We start from the raw sequence: 20,571 nt of genomic DNA, 5'->3' as shown, positions 1-20,571 counted from the left end.
ATGGATGAGCGCCGTTGGTACCCCCGACCTATGGGCCGGTTAAAGCGCGCGATAGCGGAAATTGCGGAAACGGGTTTCCCCCTCCCCAGCAGAGTAGAAACCGGGCTTGAGGGCGAGAAAACCGCCGCGGGTATTGTGATGATAGCCGGAGACTTCCATCCCGCGGTCAAACCGGTCCCAGCTCTTGCCATCTGCGGACATGAAGAAGCTCACAATGTGCCGGTCGTTGACCACCTTCATGTGCAATCGCTTCCCGAACGGGTTGTGCCGCCGATGACGCTCGAGCCCATATTGGTGCATGACATAGCGGTCCTTGTCGAAACCGACGCCACAATATTGCTTGTCGTCATAGAACAGGAGGAGCCCGGCGGTGGCGCCGTCATCGATCTCGATATCGCACTCGAATTCGTAGGCCTGATCGCCAACGCCGACGATCAGCGGCGATCCATCTGCCGGCGAGACGCCGCTGGCGGCCAGATGCAGGACACCGTTCTTGCGGGTAATCCGCTTGGCCTCATCTGCCCCGGGTTCGAAGAAATTCCACTGGATTCCGTATTTGTCGGTCGAGAAATCATCTGACAGGGCTTGCCCGTGAACCTGGTTCCGGCTCTCGACGGGCTTCTTGATCGGCTGCGAGAGATCGCCGCCGCCAAATTCCGGCCAGTCGTCATCGCTCCAAGTCACAGGCGCCAACAGCGCCTGACGTCCCAGCGTCCAGAACCCATTCTCATAGCCGTGATAGACACCCCACCAGTCACCCTTCGGGCCTTCGACGAGGGTCGCATGGCCGCGTGACCACCATTTTTCATCCATGGATTCGGTCCGGACCAGCGGGTTGCGAGGATGCTGCTCCCACGGCCCGTTGATGGATTTGGATCGCGCTGCAATGACCATATGCCCGGTTGGCGGACCGGCTGTGCCACCCACCGCAGTGATGAGATAGAAATAGTCCCCATGCCGCGTAATCTTCGGCCCTTCGGGGGCAAATCCCTCCACGATCCAGTCATCCGGATAGCGCCAGGGGTCATAAACGTGTTCAACCTCACCAACCGTCGACAGACCATCATCGGAGAGACGGATGCGATCACCGCCGGACAGGAACAGCCAACGACTGCCGTCCTCACCCACGGCATGGCCGGGGTCGATATGATAGGGCAGTTGCAGGTCGATCGGATCGGACCACTCGCCGCGAATGTCATCCGTGTAGATCACCCATGACGTGGTCTTGGAGCCCGGTGTCGCCGTCTCCTTGCTCGGGATGTAGAGATAGAACCGGCCGTCATGCTTGGTTAGCTCCGGCGCCCAGACGGAGCCGACATTTTTCGTCAGCGCCGGACCGATAGGTTGCCAGTTCACGAGATCCTTCGAATGCCAGATCACCAGGCCGGGATAGGCATTGAAAGTTGAGAACGTCATATAATAGTCATCGCCATCCTTGACGATGGACGGGTCCGGATGATCTCCCGCCATCAGCGGATTGAGAAACGATCCGTTCCCCATATCGGCCTTGCGTTGCCCTTCAATGCCGCGCGGCCAGGCCAGATCCGGCGCGTCGCAACGATCGACCGGCTCCGTTTGTGCGGCCGCGGCCGGGCTGCGAAAAGTGGTCCCCAACAATAAGCCCGTGAGGCCAACGGATTTAAGGGCATCTCTGCGATTGACGGTCATTTTCCTCCCGCGCGCCTGATGACGGCGCCGATCATTGCGGCCCATTTCAGCCGCTTTTTCTGCCTTAGGCGTGGCAAATCCTGACACCGGTGTCAAGGCAAGCGGCCGCGTGATGTCCAGCTTTAACGGCTTGGAACCGATTGCATTTTCAGCGAAGACTCATTCCAGACCATGCAGCTGACGGATCACTTCCGATGACGCCTATCTATACGCCGTACAGGAATGGTTTTGCGGGGTTTCAGATCGCCCTGAACAGGATGGAAGAAGCGGGCTGGATTGAACTTGATTCTCATCTCGCGGATCGCCTGGCGGAAAAAGACGCGTTGTTTGCCGGAAAATTGGATACCGTCTTTCAGGCAACGCACCAAAGCCTGCCTGCGCAGGAGGAAGTCTGGTCCCTGCTGACGGCCTATCTGGTCGAGCATTTTCCAGACGACTACGTGCGGAGTGATGGCGATATCGTGCTCACGCGACAGGACCGATGTGTCCGATATGATCCGCTGCGCCCTCTCCTGTCAGCGTCGCGCCTGATCGACGAAGATTTATGTCTCATGATCCGCCATGACGATGGATGGCGGCTTGATGCAGCGAGCCTGTGTTTCCCGTCCCACTGGTCACTCGCCGACAAGTTCGAGCAACCGATGCTGCGTATCCATGCGCCCGTTCCCGGCTTCGCCGACAGAATGGCTGCACGGGTTGAGCGGATATTCGATCATCTCAAACCTGAACAGCCGGTCTGGCGGCTCAATTGGTCGCTGCATGACGAACCCACTCTGCACCTGCCAAACCTGCCGCACGCACCACGCTTTATGGGTATGTCAGATCAGTCCATTCTGGCGAATGCCTTCATGCGGATTGAACGGCAGAGCCTGCGCAAGCTTCCGAGATCAAATGCGATTGTCTTCGCGATCAAAACTTATGTCGATCCCCTACACGCCCTCGAAAGGGCCGAGCCGCAGCTCTTGAGTGACATCGCCAGCGCCATCAGATCCATGGACAAGGATCAAATCGCCTATAAAGGCCTGGGTCCGGCGCAAGAAAATGTCGTGCAGGCCCTTGAGGAACGCCAGAAAGCAGTCACGGCGCGCTAGAGGCCAGTTCAAGACTGGCATTCGTGCGCCGAGCGCAAACCTGTCTTCACCCTCCGCCCCCGTTGCAACGCAATATTCCCCTTCGCACATCACGCTCACTGGATCGGCCGATCCCTCACCTGAACTTGAAGGTCAAAGGAGACCTCGTGATGAAAACTGTTGCTATTGCCGCTCTTGCGGCTGCCTCTACCCTGTCCGTCGCCCATGCACAGGACAGTGTCGCTGATGGTGTCAATCTTGGCATCGGCTATTCCGTATTGTCCGTAGACGATGTGGATTTTGACGCCGTCAACCTCCGCGCTGGCTACGATTTCAACGACTATTTCGGTGTTGAAGCCGAAACCCTGATCGGTGTCGGCGAAGAAGATTTCTCGATCGGCGCTGTCAGTGGCGATGCGGAACTTAACTACAGCTTTGGCGCCTATGGTAAGGCCCAATATCCGGTGACGGATCAATTCTCGGTCTTCGCCCGGGCCGGTTGGGTCACCTCCGAAGTGGAGGCTGATATCGCAGGTTTAGCCATTGACGAGAGCGAAGATGGCCTCGCCTATGGTGCCGGCGCTGAATACCGCTTCACCGACAAGCACGGCGTGCGCGCAGACTACACACGCTATGATTTTGACGATGACGCAGAAGCCGATCTGTATTCGGCATCCTACGTCTACCGCTTCTAGTCGTAGCAGCGCCCCGTGAGAGCAAGGCCGTCGTCCGAGAGGACGGCGGCTTTCTTGCTTTCTAATACCCTGTTGAGCGATCCGGCGTTGCCCCGGCGGGCGGGACGCGGCTAAACGAGCCCCATGGAAACACATGAAACCGTCCTCTCGCTGATCGGCAACACACCGCTCGTCAAACTGCGTCGCGCCTCTGAAGAAACCGGCTGCACAATCCTTGGCAAATGCGAGTTCCTGAACCCCGGCCAGTCGGTCAAGGACCGCGCTGCGCTGTCGATCGTCGAGGACGCAGAGCGCTCCGGCGCATTGCAACCCGGCGGCACGATCGTAGAGGGGACGGCTGGCAATACCGGCATTGGGCTGTGCCTCGTCGGCAAGGCCAAGGGCTATAATGTGCGCATCGTCATGCCGCGCACCCAGTCCGAAGAGAAAAAAGACGCGATCCGGCTGTTGGGTGGTGAGCTGGTTGAGGTCGATGCAGTCCCCTATGCCGACCCGAACAATTACATCCACGTGTCCGAACGGCTGGCCAAGGAGACCCCGAACTCGGTGTGGGCCAACCAGTTCGACAACACCGCCAATCGTGACGCCCACTACAACACGACCGGTCCGGAAATCTGGCAGCAGACTGACGGCAAAATTGACGGCTTCACCTGCGCTGTCGGGTCTGGCGGCACCCTCGCGGGTATTGCGCGCGCGCTGCAGGAACGGGGCAATACCCGCATCGCGTTGACCGACCCCATGGGGGCGAAGCTGTTTTCCTGGGTCAAGACCGGCGAACTCGACTCCAGCGGCGGCTCCGTGATGGAAGGCATCGGCCAGGGCCGCATCACGGCGAATATTGCCGACACAAAGATTGATGACGCCTATCAGGTCGAGGACGCCGAGGCGTTGAAGATCCTCTTTGCGCTGACGGTGGAAGAAGGGCTTTGCCTTGGCGGCTCCGCTGGCATCAATATTGCCGGTGCGATGAAACTGGCCCGCGATATGGGGCCGGGCCACACGATCGTGACGATCCTGTGTGATTACGGCAACCGATATCAATCGAAGCTCTACAACCCTGTCTGGCTGAAAGAAAAAGGGCTACCCACGCCGCCCTGGCTGAGCTGAACATGCATCTCGTTCTCGATCCCGCCGCGCCTGCGCTGGAGCCGATCACTTTTGACGATTTCGCCAAGGTGGATATTCGTCTGGGGACGATTGTTTCTGCAAGCGAATTTCCTGAGGCCCGAAAGCCTGCGTATAAGCTGTCCATCGATTTTGGGCCTGGCGTGGGAATCCGCAAATCGTCAGCCCAGATTACCACGCTATATGAACGAGATGCCCTCGTCGGGCGGCAGGTGATGGCAGTCGTCAACTTCCCTCCGCGTCAGATCGGACCCTTTCTCTCTGAGGTGCTGACGCTCGGTTTTGCGGACAGTGATGGCGCCATCGTGCTTACGGCGCCGGACCGCGCGATACCTGACGGAACAAGACTACTATGAAGGCGAGGCAGGACATCAAAGAAAAGATTTCCGTCAAGATCACCTATCTTGAGGCGATAAAGCCGCCCCCCGGCAATCCGCCTGCCCCGCCTGCGGGTAAGGTCGCACTGATGGTGGCGGACGACATGCCGCTGTCATACTATCGCTACCTGTTTGATGCCGTCGGGAGACCGCACAAATGGGTCAGCCGCCGATATCTTGACGATGAAGATCTGGCGCGTCGCATCAATGCCCTGGGCGTTCGTATTTATGTTCTTTACAAAGATGGATGGCCGGCTGGTTACGCTGAACTGAATCTGAGTGACCCCACCGACATCGACTTCAAGTTTTTCGGCCTGGTGCCAGAGGCGCAAGGCTATGGCCTCGGACCGTGGTTTTTCCACGAAGTCCTGATGATGGCATGGGCGAGCGGTCCGAAGCGCGTGCAGATCGAAACCTGTACCCTCGACAATCCCGCTGCGCTGCGGCTGTATCAGAAGATGGGCTTCAGTGTTTACGATCAGGCCGATGGCATTGTGGTGTGGCGCGGATGAAGGGACCAACCAAAGATAGCCATGTGGGACGCCCCTGTGATGGGCAGCGTCTGGTCAATCCATCAGTGGACTGCGGATCGACGGTCCTTTTCGCCGACTACGACACCTTTCGCGGCCGCAAGACGAACTTTTTCTATGGGCGCGCCGGTACCGCCACGCACCGAGCGTTCGAGCAGAGCCTTTGCGACCTTGAAGGAGCAGTCACGGCTGAACTGACGGGGTCGGGCCTCGCGGCTGTCGCACTGGCCATCCTCAGTGTTGTGAAGTCCGGTGATCATCTTCTGATCACGGACAGTGTGTATGATCCGACGCGCTATTTCGCCGCCGGGCATCTCCGTGACATGGGCGTGGAGACGAGCTTTTTCGATCCGCAGATCGGCGCGGGCATCGCGGACCAGATCCGGCCCAATACCGCCGCCATTTTTTGTGAAAGTCCCGGCTCTCTGACCTTTGAGGTGCAGGACCTGAAGGCAATCATTTCGGCGGCTGGCGATATCCCGGTGCTTGTCGACAATACTTATGCCGCCGGGGTCTATCTCAAGCCCCTGGCCATGGGCGCGGCCCTGTCGATCCAGGCCATCACCAAATATATTGGCGGGCACTCTGACCTGCTCATGGGCGCGGTCATGAGCCGAGATGATACCATCGCCGAAAAGGTCCAGAAAACCGCCCGCAGTCTGGGTCTGTCGGTGTCAGGCCGGGACGTTGCCCTGGCCCATCGTGGCCTGCGGACGCTTCACCGCCGCCTGGCGGTGCATCAGGAAAATGGCCTCGCCCTTGCCCGCTGGCTGGAAGCGCGACCGGAGATTGCTGCCGTCATCCATCCCGGCCTGCCCAGCCATCCCGGCCATGACATATGGGCGGCCCAGGCCACTGGCACGACCGGGCTTTTCAGCGTCATTGCGGACTGGACCGACGATGCCACGACCGGGCGGTTTATTGATGCGCTAGGTCTCTACGGCCTCGGCTACAGCTGGGGCGGTTATGAAAGCCTGTGCCTGCCCGCCTGGCCTGGCACCTACCGGAGCGCGGTCCCATGGACCGAAAAACGTCAATTGCTGCGGTTTCATGCAGGCCTGGAAGATATAGGCGACTTGACGGCAGACCTGGAACGAGGGTTCGATAGGGCGATCAACGGATAGAGTGGCCGCCATGAAAACTTTCGTCCTGCTTTTTGCGCTTTGCGGCGGCCTTGGTGGCTGCGTCACGATGAGCACACCGGGTTGGGTGAAGGAACGGCAGGGACCAGTCTATGTGCTGGTCAAGACCGAGCCTGCAGGGGCGACGGTGTCCTTTCCGGACGGCACGGTTTGCGAAAGCCCCTGCCGTGTCGGGGTCAATGAAGACCTGCCCATGACCATCGCACGCACCGGCTATCATCGGGTCGAGATGGTACTGACCAAGAGTTCACCAAGCCCACTGCTCATCGCCATGGACCCGGTCCTTCGGGACCTCTCCGGTGATTTCGAAGAGCTCGACGTACCTGAACTACAATAACCGCTGTCCCGCGACATTCTGCCTATCGGAGACTTCAGATGATCAAGCGTTCCCTGATTGCCGCCAGCTGCATCGCCCTTTTCACAGCCTGCGGTACCGTTGACCGTACACCTGTTGAGACATCACTGTCCGCCGAAACGATTGCCCAAAATGATGCTCGCCTGATCGAGGTTCTCGACGCCCAGTGGGAAACACGGGTCGCGCAGAGCCCGGAATATCAGACCTATCTGGGCCGCAAGACCAGCTACGATCAATGGGATAGTCGCTCGGAAGCAGCAGCTGATGCTGAACGCGCCCTGTACGAAGAACAGCTGGCATTCCTGCAGGATAATTTCGATCCCGCAAGTCTGTCTGCGGATGGTCGCCTGAATTATGATCTCGCCGTTTACACGCTGCAGAATGATATCGCCCTCGACAATTATCGCATGCAGCGGTTCTCGCTGAGCCAGTTCCGCGGCATCCACTCCAGCATCCCCGTTTTTCTCGCCAACTATCACTCGATCGATACGGTGTCGGATGCGAATGCCTACATCGCACGCGTGCGCGGTGTGACGGCGCCGCTGCTTCAGTCGGCTGACTTCCTCGAAGGTCAGATCGAGATGGGCTACCCCCTGCCCGCCTTCAGCTACCCGCTCATCGTTGAAAGCGCGCGTAACGCCATGTCGGGCGATGCGATCCGCAAGGACTTCGCCAAAAAAATTGCTGAGCTTGACCTCTCTGATGACGAGCAAGAGGCCCTGACCGATGAGCTGGAGGCGGCGCTGAACGGCCCTTATCAGTCTGCCTACGAACAATTTGCAGACCGTGTCGAAGCCGCCAGCGCTTCCCCGATCATTGATGGGGACTGGGGTGTCGGCCGGCGCGAAAATGGTGAAGCCTTCTACAATACGCTGTTGAAGAATTACACGACGACTGATCTGACGGCGGACGAAATTCACGAGATCGGCCTTGCGGAAGTGGCCCGCATCCATGACGAAATGCGCGGCATCATGGCGACGGTCGACTTTGACGGGACTCTCGAAGAGTTTTTCGACTTCATGCGGACCGACGAGCAATTCTATTTTGACAACACTGACGAGGGGCGCGAGGCGTATCTCGCGCTGGCCCGCGGTTATGTCGACGGCATGCGGCCCCGGCTTCCCGAGCTGTTTGTCACCCTGCCAAAGGCCCCTGTAGAGGTTCGCCGCGTCGAGCCGTTCCGCGAACGTGCCGCAGGGAAGGCCTTTTATAATCAGCCGGCCCCGGATGGGTCTCGGCCCGGCATATTTTACGCCAACCTCGCTGAAATGGCGGACATGCCAACCTATCAGCTTGAGGCACTCGTCTATCACGAAGCCATTCCCGGGCACCACATGCAGCGGTCCATCCAGATCGAAATGGAAGGTCTGCCAAAATTCCGCCAGTTTGGCGGGTATACAGCGTATACAGAGGGATGGGGTCTTTATTCAGAACTCGTGCCGAAAGAGATAGGGTTCTACGAAGATCCCTACTCCGATTTCGGCCGCCTTGCGATGGAGTTGTGGCGTGCGGCACGCCTCGTCGTTGATACCGGGCTCCATGCCAAGGGCTGGACGATGGAGGAGACCGTTCAGTATCTGAAAGACAATACACCGAACCCGGACGGCGACTGCGAGAAAGCGATCGAGCGCTATATCGTCTATCCGGGTCAGGCTACATCCTATAAGATCGGTATGCTGAAATTGCTTGAGCTGCGAGAAAAAGCGCACACGGCTCTGGGTAAGGATTTTGACGTCGCCGTATTCCACGATGTCGTGCTGACCGGTGGGCCGCTGCCGCTCTCAGTGCTCGAGACACGCATCGACGATTACATTGCTGCGGCGCAATGAGGGCGCGGCGTCTTCGCACTCGCCCATTGCGTAACCTCGTGTTAAGGTTCTGTTCAGTTGGGGTCGTAAAGGGGCAGGTTTGGGGATGAACGAGCAATTCACAGCATATTCAGCGTCAATGGATGCGATCGTAAAGGACCGCAGTACAGACGCACCTGATCAGCAATCGCTTCGGGAGCGCATCGATCATGAGGCTCGCCTGACCGTCGACAAGACGCTGACAGAACCTCTGACCTCGCATTTTCTGGGGGATGAAAAGTTCGTCTCGGTCCTGCAGGCGCGGACGATTGCACCCTTCCTGATGCAGGCGTTCCTGGTTCTCGCGGCCTTGGGCATTCTGGCGATCGGTATTTTCTTTGCCGCGTCCACATTTGCTGCTGGCCCCGTCGCGACGATAGCGGCGCTGCTGCCTTTTGCCGTGGCGGCGGGCGTATTCATGGCTCGAAAGCCGATGGCATCGATTACCGAGAGTGTGACGGCTCATCGTGAGGGCGCCGCGACGATCGTACAGCAAATGTTGAGTGATCAGCTAGCCCTCGCCGAACAGAGCCGCGCGGCAATGTCATCGTCGGCAAGCGCGGACCGCCAGTCCATGGTGCGCCACCTTGCCAGTACGCATCTCGCTGAGCAGACGCGGTCTGCCTATAACAGCCTGGCGGCGGACAGCCGACCTTTGCTTCAAGGCAATCTGGCCGCTGCTCTGCGCCAGCGGGGATATGGCAGTCTGTTTGCTGGTGCCGTACTGGTACTGGGTGTAGCCTTTGGTGCCGTCGGCTTTCTCTCCACGGCGGCAGCGAGTGAGACGGTCGCCCTGCTCGGCCAGTCCGTGGCCGTTTGGCCGACGCTGTTTGCGCTCGGGCTGACCGGCTGTCTCATCGCGATGGCCGCCTCATTCTACAATCAGTGGGAAGCAGAACGCGACGGCATGCGTGGCTCCATCCGTGCCGTTTTCGGGTCCACCATGGCGGCTGACATCGATCGGCAATTGTCGGCCTGCGATCTGACCGATGCGGTCTATGCAGGCCTGCCAGAAAACAGTTCGGGGGCGTCAAAGCCAGACGCCGATCACGCGCCCGCTCAAAGTCTGAACCCGCAAATGTCCATTCGGCGTCGCGGGACAGATGGACACATCGCTCTGATGCCAGTCGCCGAGCTCGATCTTGTTGAAGGCCGAATCACGCGGGGTATGTGGCAGCCATAAGCCGCTAGAGCGGCTTATGGTGGTGGTGACCGCCTTTGAGAGGTACGGGCGCACCCGTTGTCTTTGGAAACGACTGGGGTAACCCCTTGAGATGCCGAACGGCGAGATAGGCGAAGCACTCCGCTTCGATCATGTCGCCGCGCCAACCCTTGTCTTCTGCCGTCAGCACGGTGCCGTCGACCCGCTCCCGCAGCATCTCCATCAGAACCGGGTTGTGGCGCCCACCGCCGCAAATTATCCATTCCTTCGGCGCTTCCGGCAGAAGGGCGCCGGATCGGGCAATCGTCTCCGCCGTGAAGGCTGTCAGCGTCGCTGCGCCGTCGACGAGACTGAGGTCTTCGACGGCCTTGAGCTTGAAATCATAGCGGTCGAGGGATTTGGGTGGCGGACGCCTCAGATAGGCGTTCAGGGCCATCAGCCGCACCGCTTCTTCACTGACCTGACCTTGCCGCGCCAGAGCGCCGTCCGTGTCCATACTGTCGCCCGTATGGCGGTAGATCCACTCGTCCACGAGGCCGTTGCCGGGTCCACAGTCGAACGCCACGATATCTGTAGGCTTGGCGTGCGGCGGCAGGTAGGTGATGTTCGCAACCCCGCCAATATTGACGACGGCGACGGCATGGTCGGGCCGGTCTCGCTCGATCAGGGCCCGATGATAGATGGGAGCCAGCGGTGCGCCGTGTCCGCCCTGCGCCATATCCGCCAGACGGAACTGGTCCACGACATCGATCCGCAGTTCATGAGCCAGCGTGCCGCCTGCCCCGATCTGCCAAGTCGTACCGACGGCCGACCGGTCCAGCGGTGCCTTGTGCAGGATGGTCTGGCCATGGAAGCCGATCACATCGATATCCTTGGCGTTCAGGTCATTCTTGTCGAGAAGGTCACGGACAGCGTCGATATGCGCTGTAGTGACCAGGTTGATGGCATCGAGAACATCCTGTGCCTCGTTGCGCCCTTCGATTGCCGCCTTGCAGGCGCGGGACAGCGTGGCGCGGGTTCTGCCCTCATAGGGAACCGAGAGGGTCGGACCAAAAGCGGTAATCCGGTCGCCGTCCGTTTCAAGGATGGCCGCATCAATACCGTCGAGAGACGTGCCTGACATCAATCCGATTGCCCTGAGCACTCTTTCGGCCATTTCCATCACCCTTCTGGACGCTCACGCCAATGACGACTACAAGCCGCGGCTCTTAAACTTGAGTTGATATATGCCCGAATTTCAATCCGATTTTCTCAACGTGCTGCACGAGCGCGGCTTTATTCACCAGGGAACCGATCTCGGCGCCCTCGATGAGGCCGCTGCAAACGGGACCATCACGGCCTATATCGGCTTTGACGCGACGGCAGACAGCCTGCATGCAGGCAGCCTGGTCCAGATCATGATGCTGTACTGGCTACAGCAGACCGGGCATCGGCCCATTGTCCTGATGGGGGGCGGCACCACCAAGGTGGGGGACCCTTCCGGCAAGGATGCTCAGCGCAAGCTCCTGACACCGGCGGATATCGAATCCAACATTGCCGGCATCAAGCGAGCCTTCAGTCCTTTTCTGACCTTCGGCGAAGGCGAGACGGACGCTGTGATGGTCAATAATGACGAATGGCTGTCCGGTCTGAAATATGTCGATTTCCTGCGTGATTTTGGTGTCCATTTCACGATCAACCGCATGCTGACATTCGATAGTGTCAAGCTGAGGCTCGACCGTGAACAGCCGCTGACGTTCCTCGAATTCAACTACATGCTGATGCAGGCATACGATTTCTTTGAATTGAACGAGCGCTACGGATGCACATTGCAGATGGGTGGTTCTGACCAATGGGGCAACATCGTCAACGGTGTCGAGCTGTGTCGCCGGGTCGCCGCCGTCGAGGGCGGAAAGGCACGTGACGTTTTTGGCCTCACGACGCCGCTGCTGACCACTTCTTCCGGCAAGAAAATGGGCAAGACAGAAAATGGTGCCGTCTGGCTGAACGCCGACCGGCTGAGCCCCTATGATTACTGGCAATACTGGCGGAACACGGAAGATGCCGATGTCGGCATGATGCTGCGCCGCTTTACCACCTTGCCTAGGGATGAGGTTCGCCGCCTTGAAGCTCTTCAGGGTGCGGAGATTAACGATGCCAAGAAGGTCCTGGCGACAGAGGTCACAGCACTGATGCATGGTCGGGACGCTGCCAATGCAGCCGCGGAAACAGCCCGTCAGACGTTTGAACAGGGCGGCGCGGCCGACGACCTCCCCACCGTTTCAGTCGATGCTGCAATCCTGTCGCGCGGCATGCCGCTCTTTGAGCCGTTTCGTGAGCTCGGCCTGGTGGCCAGTCTCAGCGAAGGACGTCGTCATATCAAGGCGGGTGCCCTGAAAGTGAACGATGAGGCACTGGCCGAAGAACGGACACTGACGGAAGGCGATTTGCGCAACGGCAAGATCAAGCTGTCCATTGGCAAGAAGAAGCACGGTCTTGTGGTGGTGGCATCATGAGCACTTTGAAATTGATCTGGCAGGGCCCGCAGGCCGACCTTGAACGCCTTGATGTCCTGCTGTCAGAGGTCCTTTTTCCGCCGTCAGACGCCGTCACGCTTCTCAAGGATGATTCCTCTGCAAGCGATGCGGACGCCGCATGGTCCCTGCACGCCTACTTCACTGATCGGCCGGACCAACAGGAACTCGACTCGATCCTGACGGATTACGGCCTGGGCCACCTCGACGCCGCAACCGTCGAGGATCTGCCCGATCAGGACTGGGTCGCCCATGCGCTGGAGGGCCTGGGTGTCGTCCAGTCCGGGCTCTTTGTCCTCTATGGTTCACACGACGCCGCCAAGGCCGATGCCCTGCCCGGCCTGAAGGTCCAGATCGAAGCCAATCGGGCCTTCGGCACCGGACATCATCCGACCACGGCGGGTTGTCTTGATGCACTGAGCCGCCTCGAAAAGTTCAACCCGGAGAGCGTCCTTGACGTCGGCACGGGCTCTGGCGTGCTCGCGATCGCGGCCAGACGTCTCTGGGCCGATGCCGGGATCATCGGTACAGATATAGATGCACCATCTGTCACGATTGCTGCGGAAAATGCGGCGACCAATGGCGTCGATGATATCACGTTCATTGAGGCGGATGGCCTTGGCTCGGTGACCGAAAATGGCCGCCGCTTTCCATTGATCCTCGCCAACATTCTGGCCGAGCCGCTGATGATGCTGGCCCCACAGATCGCTGATGCCTTGGCCAGGGATGGCCGTGTGGTCCTCGCGGGCCTCCTTGATCGCCAGGCCGAGGGCGTGCTCGATGCCTATCGGCAGGTGGGGCTGGTCGAATATGACCGCGTCTCCGATGCCACTTGGCCGGTACTGTTGCTTCGCCGCGACGATGCCTGAGAAACTGGTTTTGATTTGGAAGATTGGTTCGCCTGAACGGACGACCTCTGATAGGCGAACTCTCTTATGCAGGTAATTGAAAAAACAGAAGATCTTCGCCGCCTGTGCGAGGTGTTCCGCGAAGCCCCGTTTGTCACTGTCGACACCGAATTCATGCGCGAGCGTACCTATTACTCGCAACTGTGCCTGATTCAGGTGGCAACCACTGAAGACGCCGCGATCATCGATCCGCTGGCGCCCGGTATCGATCTTGAGCCGCTCCTCGCGCTGTTGGCCGATGAGAGCGTTGTGAAGGTCTTTCACGCCGCACGGCAGGATCTCGAAATTTTCTACCGACTGATGGGCCGCGTTCCCCAGCCCCTGTTTGATACCCAGATCGCGGCCATGGCCTGCGGCTATGGCGATCAGGTCGGGTATGAACCGCTGGTCCGTGCCGTGACCGGAGCCCAGGTCGACAAGGGATCCCGCTTTACCGACTGGTCCAAACGTCCCCTGAGCGAAAAGCAGCTGACCTACGCCTTGGGTGATGTGACCCATCTCGTCGACGTCTATCTGGCTCTTCAGAAGAAGCTGGCAGAGACCGGGCGAACCGCATGGGTCGCTGAAGAAATGGCGGTTCTGGACGAACCGACCCTCTATTTCACATCCCCGGAAACGGCATGGCAGCGTCTGAAACTTCGCAACATCCGTCCCAAGGATATGGGCGCGATCGTGCAGCTGGCGGCCTGGCGGGAACGCGAAGCGCAACAAAAGGATGTGCCCCGCGCTCGGGTGGTGAAGGATGAAGCCATCACGGAAATCGCTCGCGCGGCGCCAACAACGGTGGCGGAGCTGGGTGCCCTGCGCGGCGTCCCGACCGGTTTCGAACGGTCGCGATCGGCTGCAGGCCTGCTGGAAGCTGTCGCTGCTGGCAAGGCGATGAGCCGGGACGACATACCACAAAAGGAAACGTCAGGTCAGAACCAGCCTGCCCCGGCGGATGTGGTCGACCTTCTCCGTGTGCTGCTAAAACGTCAGAGCGAGTTGCACGGCGTTGCGCCAAAGTTGCTGGCGTCCTCTGCCGACATTGAAGCGATTGCCCTGTCTGACGATGCGAATGTTCCCGCCATGCGCGGCTGGCGACGTGAGGTGTTTGGTGATCTGGCTCTCAAGCTCAAGCACGGCGCTGTCTCGCTTGGCCTGAAGGGCAAGTCCGTGACTCTGATCAATCACAAGGCGTAAGGCGCCACCGGCTCCTTCCCAATCAACGCGGCCAGGCGCTGGAACCGTTTGGCAGGACCAAGCCCCCACAGGCCAATGAGACGGTGCGGCAGCGTCAGACGCAGGCCATCACCTTCGACCTCCAGTGTCGCTTCGCCCAAGCCTGCCGTTCCGTCTGGATCGAGGGCTGCAGCGAAACGCATGCCAAGCCCGATTTTCTGCGCTTCGGTCAATTGCCGGTCATCGATCAGTCCGATGGGTATAGTGTCTTCAACATCACCGCTGCTGCCGCCGTGCCGATAGTAGAGCGCCGTGGCCAGCATCACGCGCCCCCGATGGGAGAGGCCGCGGAATGGCAATGACAGAATCAAACGGGCGGCCTGTTCGGCTTTTTCATCGGGCTGATACAAGGTCGCGATGTTGCATAGATGCGCCGCAGCGTGCCACAGACGCGATTCCTCCGCCGTCGGATCACTGCACAGTGGACGGACAAACTCGTAGAGGCTATCCGCCTCGGGCCGCAAATGCCCACGCCCGAAACTGGCCACATGTTCGGCGAGAATCGGCAGTGGATCTTCGCTCTGTTCATCGCGCGACAGCTTGTTAAACAGACATCCTTCCCGCACGCCGTGGGAGGACAGGATGACATCCTTGGGCGACACGGCATCAAGGACGGCTTTCATCACCATGGCGGCGTAGGGCAGTGTCGGGGCGCGGCGTTTCTGTACGCTGGACAGCGTCTCGAGCTGCTCGACGCTTCGACCGATGACCCAGTCACACAGGTTCTCCATTTCGTCGCGGGTCAGGGTGAAATGATCAAGAACATCCAGCGGATATTCGCTGCGTTCAATGGCAATCCGCATCAGCCCGCGCCATGCGCCGCCAACAATGTAAAAGGATTTTGCGCCGGTCTTCTGCAGCCATTCTTCAGCCTCGACGACCTTGCGAATATGCTTGATCGCGGCACCGGGCTTTGTTGTATATTCTGCAGACAGACGAAGGGCACCGAGCGGCAGACTGACGCGCTGGCCGACGAAATCCTGATGGCTGGCATCGATATGGGATAGCTCCAGACTGCCCCCGCCAATATCGCCAGCAATCGCACCGTTTTTCCGGTCGAGTATTTCCGGGGAACCGGAAAGAATACCAAGGGCCGCCAGTCGGGCCTCCTCCTCGCCAGGCAGCAAGGTCGGCTCCAGGCCGAGTGAATGAATGGCGGCAAGGAATTGCGGGCCGTTGGTGGCGTCGCGGGAGGCTGCCGTCGCGAAGATGTCCAGCTCCTGGGGTTGGACAGCGTCAATGATAGCGCGAAACCGCCGCAGAACGGTCAGGGCATCGTGCATCGCCTCTTCGCGCAATGCCCCGGTTTCCTGATTGCGCTGCCCAAGACCACAGAGCACTTTCTCGTTGAAGACGGTCATCGGTGACCGCGCCGGCCCTTCATACATCACGAGACGGACGGAGTTTGAGCCAATGTCGATGACGGCCCAGCGGGGACGGTCGCCCGTCAGCCGCTCGACTCTCATCGAGGCGCCATTGTCAGTGTGCGTGGTGAGCGCTCGGTCAATGCAGCACCGCGACCCGACAGGCTGGGGTTGGTCATGAAATAGTCATGGACATTGAAGGGATCTTCAGTGTCAGGCAGTTCAACCCGCGTCCAGATCCCATCCGGACGCAATCGCCAGCTCTGCTGGTTATCCTTGAGGTTCGCCACCATGATCTGATCGATCACCTGATTATGGATGGTTTCATTCGTGATCGGGACCAACGACTCAACCCGCCGGTTCAGGTTGCGCGGCATCCAGTCCGCCGATGAGATATAAACAAGGGCATTGTCCGATGGCATCGGGCGACCATTGCCAAAGCAGACAATCCGGGAATGTTCGAGGAACCTTCCGATGATGCTCTTGACTCGGATATTTTCCGACAGTCCAGGAACACCGGGCCGAAGGCAGCAAATACCCCGAACCACAAGGTCAATCTGCACCCCCGCTTGACTGGCTTCGTACAGCTTGTCGATCAACGGGCCATCAACCACAGAGTTCATCTTGGCCCAGATGCTGGCCGGTTGACCCGCTTTCGCAAACTCGATCTCGCGTTCGATATTCTCGATCAGTGTCTCACGCAGATTGATGGGCGCGATGCGCAACCGCTCGAAACTCTGCGGTTGAGCGTAACCCGTGACGTAATTGAAGATGCGCGACACGTCTCTGCCAATCGCGGGGTCCGTCGTGAACAGCGAAAGGTCCGTATAGATCTTCGCGGTGAACTGGTGATAGTTGCCGGTGCCAAGATGGCAGTATGAGCGGGTATTCTCGCCCTCGCGCCGCACGACATAAGAAAGCTTGGCATGGGTCTTATAGTCGACAAAGCCGTAGACGACATTCACCCCTGCCCGCTCCAGTGCGCGCGCCCAGCGGATATTAGCTTCTTCATCAAAGCGCGCTTTCAGTTCAACGAGCGCCGTGACGTTCTTGCCATTCTCCGCCGCTTCGATCAGTGCCTCGACAATCGGTGACTGTTTTGAGGTCCTGTAAAGCGTCTGCTTGATTGCAATAACGTCAGGATCATTCGCAGCCTGCTTCAGAAACCGGACGACCACCTCAAAGTCTTCATAGGGATGGTGGACGAGAATATCCTTGGCCGAAATCGCCGACAGGCAGTCGCCGCCATGCTCGCGAATTCGCTCGGGGAACCGCGCCTCGAAGCTGGGAAACAGAAGATCGGGGCGATCTTTGGGAATGAGTTCTGCCGTCTGCGCCAGACCAAGAAGACCGTCCACATAGACGACATCTTGCGGGTGGACGTGAAGCTTGGAGATAATCAGGTCGCGCAATACAAAGGGCGTGTCCTGATGAATTTTCAACCGGATAACTTCGCCCCGGCGACGGCGGCGGAGCATTGTCTCGAACTGCTGAACCAGGTCTTCAGCCTCATCGTCGATCTCCACATCACTGTCACGGATGACACGGAACGCCCCGCGCGCGGTGATGCGGACATCCGGGAACAGGTGGTGGAGGAAGTGCAGGATCACCCGCTCCAGCGGGATAAACCGGACATTCGGCAGTGCCGCTTCGCCGCGATCGGACAAATCACCGGGCAGTCTGATGAAACGGCGCACCATGTTCGGCACCGGCAGAAACTTCATCGGTGCATGACCGTCACCCTCGACGGAAAAGCACAGGACAAACCCAAGATTGGGAATAAACGGAAACGGATGAGCCGGGTCGAGGGCCAGTGGCGTCAGTACAGGGAAGATGTTGGTGAGGAATTCGTCCTCAAGCCATGTCAATTCTTCTTCAGTCAGCTGCTCGGCGCGCAGAACCTCGACACGGTTCTCCGCCATCAATGGCAGGAGTTCGCCCCAGCATTGCTGCTGGCGATCCATCAGGGCTGCAGCCCTAGCGTTGATCTCGGACAGTTGCTGTCCGGGTGTCAGGCCATCCTGACTGACCGCAGAGATGCCGGCGCGAACCTGCCCCACAAGGCCAGCCACGCGGACCATGAAGAACTCGTCGAGATTGCTGGCCGAAATGGCCAGAAAGCGCAGACGCTCAAGGATGGGATGACGCTCATTCTGCGCCTCGTCGAGGACCCGCAGATTGAAATCGAGCCAAGACAGCTCCCGGTTGAAAAACCGGTCGGGGCTGTCCGGTGCGACACCGTGCAGAACGCTGGGCTCCGTTGGTCGTTCGACCGGATCAGAAGCCGGAGATGAAACGGTACCGTCTTCCATGAAACCCTCTTCCCGGAGCCACGCGACTTACAGAATTGCGCCGGGGTTATCTCTCATTACCGACTGCAGCAAGGCCTTTGCGGACATACTGCCATCCATCGCACGACGAACTGCCGCCGTGGCAATCAACTCGACGGCGCTGTAACGCCGTTTGAGCTGCGCCGCCACGTCGGCCACAACCTTGTCGGCAACCTTTATCCCAGCTTCGTCAAGAGTCCGTTTCAGGACGAGCGCCAGCGTCGCTTCGTCTGGCGATTCGAGTTCCAGCACGGCGAACGAGCGGAGCCGGGTTTTCAGATCAGGCAATTCCCCGCCCGGGCCAATGCCCCACCGGTCACGCGGTGCCGTACCCGTCAGAAGGCAGGGACGGCCGCTGGAACTCGCCGCGTTGTAGACTGATATCAGCGCGTGGCCGGTCGCACGATCCGCATTGTCGACGGCAAACGGCCCTTCTTTCGGAATGGCGACCGAGCCGTCATCATTATTCGGCGCCACCACGACACCGCCGAGTTCCGCCATAACCTTATGCGCCAGACGGGTCTTGCCGCATCCGGCGGACGCTCTGACGGCAATCAATGGAGATCGGTTCTGTCCTGAACGCCAGTCATCGAGCCAGTTGTGAAGCACGGCCAGCGCATCTGCATTGGCCGGCGCCGGACAATAGGTAAGGACGACGGGCCCCGTGGCGAAGGGCAACGGGGCCTGAACATGCTCATTATTCGTCGTCGTTGTCATCGTCCGTTTCGGCTGCGCCCTCATCATCTTCGACGTCTGGTTCAAGATAGATTGGCGCGCCCTCGCCAAGATCAACCGTATCGTCTGCATCTTGATCATTTTCATCATCAAGAAAATCATCCGGCAGCTCTGGTGCGGGACCGCCGCGCATCCCCAGCGGTTCCCCGAAACGCCGTTCGTTGCGGTTGACCGGGGAGAAGCCGTCGCGGTCATCGGACGCCCCGCGGAAGGAAACCGGCACGCGCTCACTCTGCAGCTGTGATGCCCGCGAACGATCAGCAATGTTCCAGTTGCCGTCGTCCGAACGCCAGACGGTGAGGTCCTGCTGCCGCATTTCGAGGATGAGCTGGTCCGGATCGCCGATGACGGTCAGTTCCATGACCGCATTCTCGTTGTTGAACGCGCCAACCTTCATCCCGCGGACAAGTGAGGTGCCCGACAGCGCGTTTCTGATCTGGGCCCACTCATCAAGGCTGCCAAACCACGCTGTCAGAGACAGCTGACGCATGGTGGAATGGTCGACCAGGGTCTGCTGCTTCCATGTCTTGGCGTAGCGGGTGACAACTGTTTCCACTGCTCGCTGGGCGAGCGCGGGGAAGTCATCTGACGGTCCGCTGAAAAATGCTTCGGCGAGGACGCGGCCCTTGGTGCCGACGGAGGTGGTCGGCGCGGCTTCGGTACCAAAGCCGTCATCACTGTCATAAAGCTGTGCTGCTGCGTCCTGCGCGGCCTTTTGATCATTGGTGCGTTCAGCCAGAAAGCCATCGATCAGGCGGACATACAGTTGATATTCGCCGTTTTTCTCGGACAATTGACCGACCGCCACGATAACTTGTGGTGCAGAATATCGGGACACGAACGGCGCGAGAGCGGCGGTGTTCAGGTCGACAACGTCTTCAGCGGTTGCGGCCTCCACGTCCTGGCGGTCACCGACAGGCAGGATCAGGGGGGTAAGCTCATTGATCAGCGGACGAGACAGCCAGGCCCGCGCCCAAGGGTTATTGGTCTCCCACAAATAGACATCGTTTTCCGTTTTCAGGACCGGCAGCACCAGCGAGCGGCGGGACTGTGATTCGCTGTATGGCAGGTTGGCCGACTGAAGCAGCGACCGAATGGCATCGGGTTTGAACTTGTAGCTGATCCGCGCACGATAGGTCTTGCCGGAGGTTTTCTCGTCGAAGATGGCAAAGCCCTCTTCAAGCTGCGGCAGATCGGCGGACGACAGGGTCAGGACGCGTTTGCCCGAGCCAATCGCCTGATCGAGTTCGGACAGCTCGGACGCCTCCGCGACCGCCGCCATCCCGCCCGACAGATCGGGCAGATAGGACCAATCCTCTTCGGCCGTCAGCCGACGCAGCAGGATATCCATGGCCTGGCGCCGACCGCGATCCTGCGCGATGCGTTGCGCCTCGGCCGAGGTTTCTGCCTCAGCATACACCGGCACTTCGGGCACCGTGAACACGGCGACACGCGTCTGCGCCTGGGACACGCCCAGAAAGGCAAATAGAACAAAGATGAATGGGGTCAGCCCGCGAAAGTTCATGAAC

The 20,571-nt window shown here is 59.4% G+C and carries 18 protein-coding genes; 12 read left to right on the top strand and 6 right to left on the bottom strand.

Annotated features, from left to right (window positions below):
• Positions 1 to 39 precede the first annotated feature (39 nt).
• Entirely contained in the window at positions 40 to 1,668 is a 1,629-nt protein-coding gene (locus RUI03_RS06615; RefSeq protein WP_317289497.1) for a family 43 glycosylhydrolase, read from the bottom strand.
• Positions 1,669 to 1,862: 194 nt separating this feature from the next.
• On the opposite strand from RUI03_RS06615, the gene RUI03_RS06610 reads away from it, so the two are divergent.
• The 9 genes from RUI03_RS06610 (at position 1,863) to RUI03_RS06570 (ending at position 9,992) form a co-directional block, all read left to right on the top strand.
• The gene (locus RUI03_RS06610; RefSeq protein ID WP_317289496.1) at positions 1,863 to 2,759 is read left to right on the top strand and encodes a DUF3445 domain-containing protein; all 897 of its coding nucleotides are present in this window, start codon (positions 1,863 to 1,865) and stop codon (positions 2,757 to 2,759) included.
• A gap of 149 nt (positions 2,760 to 2,908) precedes the next feature.
• A complete protein-coding gene (locus tag RUI03_RS06605) occupies positions 2,909 to 3,433 on the top strand; it encodes a porin family protein (RefSeq protein WP_317289495.1) in 525 nt (174 codons plus the stop codon).
• A gap of 123 nt (positions 3,434 to 3,556) precedes the next feature.
• Positions 3,557 to 4,540, top strand: a complete 984-nt coding sequence (locus RUI03_RS06600; protein WP_317289494.1) for a cysteine synthase A — start codon at positions 3,557 to 3,559, stop codon at positions 4,538 to 4,540.
• 2 nt (positions 4,541 to 4,542) lie between these two features.
• On the top strand, positions 4,543 to 4,914 hold the full coding sequence (locus RUI03_RS06595; protein WP_317289493.1) for a tRNA-binding protein: 372 nt from the start codon (positions 4,543 to 4,545) through the stop codon (positions 4,912 to 4,914).
• A complete protein-coding gene (locus tag RUI03_RS06590) occupies positions 4,911 to 5,447 on the top strand; it encodes a GNAT family N-acetyltransferase (protein ID WP_317289492.1) in 537 nt (178 codons plus the stop codon). The genes RUI03_RS06595 and RUI03_RS06590 overlap by 4 nt, the downstream gene beginning before the upstream one ends.
• The gene (gene metC, locus RUI03_RS06585) at positions 5,444 to 6,589 is read left to right on the top strand and encodes a cystathionine beta-lyase (RefSeq protein WP_317289491.1); all 1,146 of its coding nucleotides are present in this window, start codon (positions 5,444 to 5,446) and stop codon (positions 6,587 to 6,589) included. The genes RUI03_RS06590 and metC overlap by 4 nt, the downstream gene beginning before the upstream one ends.
• 10 nt (positions 6,590 to 6,599) lie before the next feature.
• Complete coding sequence (locus RUI03_RS06580) at positions 6,600 to 6,944, top strand: hypothetical protein (protein ID WP_317289490.1); 345 nt, start codon at positions 6,600 to 6,602, stop codon at positions 6,942 to 6,944.
• Between the two features lie 38 nt (positions 6,945 to 6,982).
• Complete coding sequence (locus RUI03_RS06575) at positions 6,983 to 8,791, top strand: DUF885 domain-containing protein (protein ID WP_317289489.1); 1,809 nt, start codon at positions 6,983 to 6,985, stop codon at positions 8,789 to 8,791.
• A gap of 85 nt (positions 8,792 to 8,876) precedes the next feature.
• Positions 8,877 to 9,992: a hypothetical protein gene (locus RUI03_RS06570; protein WP_317289488.1), complete on the top strand. Its 1,116-nt coding sequence runs from the start codon at positions 8,877 to 8,879 to the stop codon at positions 9,990 to 9,992.
• Between the two features lie 4 nt (positions 9,993 to 9,996).
• On the opposite strand, the gene RUI03_RS06565 is transcribed toward RUI03_RS06570, so the two are convergent.
• Positions 9,997 to 11,127, bottom strand: coding sequence for an anhydro-N-acetylmuramic acid kinase (locus RUI03_RS06565; protein WP_317289487.1), 1,131 nt, complete (start codon positions 11,125 to 11,127; stop codon positions 9,997 to 9,999).
• Positions 11,128 to 11,197: 70 nt separating this feature from the next.
• On the opposite strand from RUI03_RS06565, the gene tyrS reads away from it, so the two are divergent.
• The 3 genes from tyrS to rnd all read left to right on the top strand — a co-directional run bounded on the left by tyrS (position 11,198) and on the right by rnd (position 14,574).
• Complete coding sequence (tyrS, locus tag RUI03_RS06560; RefSeq protein WP_317289486.1) at positions 11,198 to 12,466, top strand: tyrosine--tRNA ligase; 1,269 nt, start codon at positions 11,198 to 11,200, stop codon at positions 12,464 to 12,466.
• Positions 12,463 to 13,353 carry a 50S ribosomal protein L11 methyltransferase gene (locus RUI03_RS06555; RefSeq protein WP_317289485.1) on the top strand — a complete coding sequence of 297 codons (891 nt, stop codon included), beginning with the start codon at positions 12,463 to 12,465 and terminating at the stop codon, positions 13,351 to 13,353. Before tyrS ends, RUI03_RS06555 begins: the two co-directional genes overlap by 4 nt.
• A gap of 66 nt (positions 13,354 to 13,419) precedes the next feature.
• Positions 13,420 to 14,574, top strand: a complete 1,155-nt coding sequence (gene rnd, locus RUI03_RS06550; RefSeq protein ID WP_317289484.1) for a ribonuclease D — start codon at positions 13,420 to 13,422, stop codon at positions 14,572 to 14,574.
• On the opposite strand, the gene RUI03_RS06545 is transcribed toward rnd, so the two are convergent.
• From RUI03_RS06545 to RUI03_RS06530, 4 genes are read right to left on the bottom strand one after another with little or no spacing between them, the layout of a single operon-like run.
• The gene (locus RUI03_RS06545) at positions 14,562 to 16,079 is read right to left on the bottom strand and encodes a hypothetical protein (RefSeq protein ID WP_317289483.1); all 1,518 of its coding nucleotides are present in this window, start codon (positions 16,077 to 16,079) and stop codon (positions 14,562 to 14,564) included. The two genes, rnd and RUI03_RS06545, sit on opposite strands and share 13 nt — an antisense overlap.
• The gene (locus RUI03_RS06540; protein WP_317289482.1) at positions 16,076 to 18,289 is read right to left on the bottom strand and encodes an RNA degradosome polyphosphate kinase; all 2,214 of its coding nucleotides are present in this window, start codon (positions 18,287 to 18,289) and stop codon (positions 16,076 to 16,078) included. Before RUI03_RS06540 ends, RUI03_RS06545 begins: the two co-directional genes overlap by 4 nt.
• A 27-nt stretch (positions 18,290 to 18,316) precedes the next feature.
• The gene (locus tag RUI03_RS06535; RefSeq protein ID WP_317289481.1) at positions 18,317 to 19,024 is read right to left on the bottom strand and encodes a hypothetical protein; all 708 of its coding nucleotides are present in this window, start codon (positions 19,022 to 19,024) and stop codon (positions 18,317 to 18,319) included.
• The gene (locus tag RUI03_RS06530) at positions 19,005 to 20,567 is read right to left on the bottom strand and encodes a DUF2066 domain-containing protein (RefSeq protein ID WP_317289480.1); all 1,563 of its coding nucleotides are present in this window, start codon (positions 20,565 to 20,567) and stop codon (positions 19,005 to 19,007) included. Before RUI03_RS06530 ends, RUI03_RS06535 begins: the two co-directional genes overlap by 20 nt.
• Positions 20,568 to 20,571: the final 4 nt, after the last annotated feature.

Source organism: Parvularcula sp. LCG005 (assembly GCF_032930845.1).
Lineage (GTDB): Bacteria > Pseudomonadota > Alphaproteobacteria > Caulobacterales > Parvularculaceae > Parvularcula.
The sequence above is the reverse complement of the archived record's forward strand: the minus strand, read 5'-3'. Positions and strand labels throughout refer to the sequence as shown.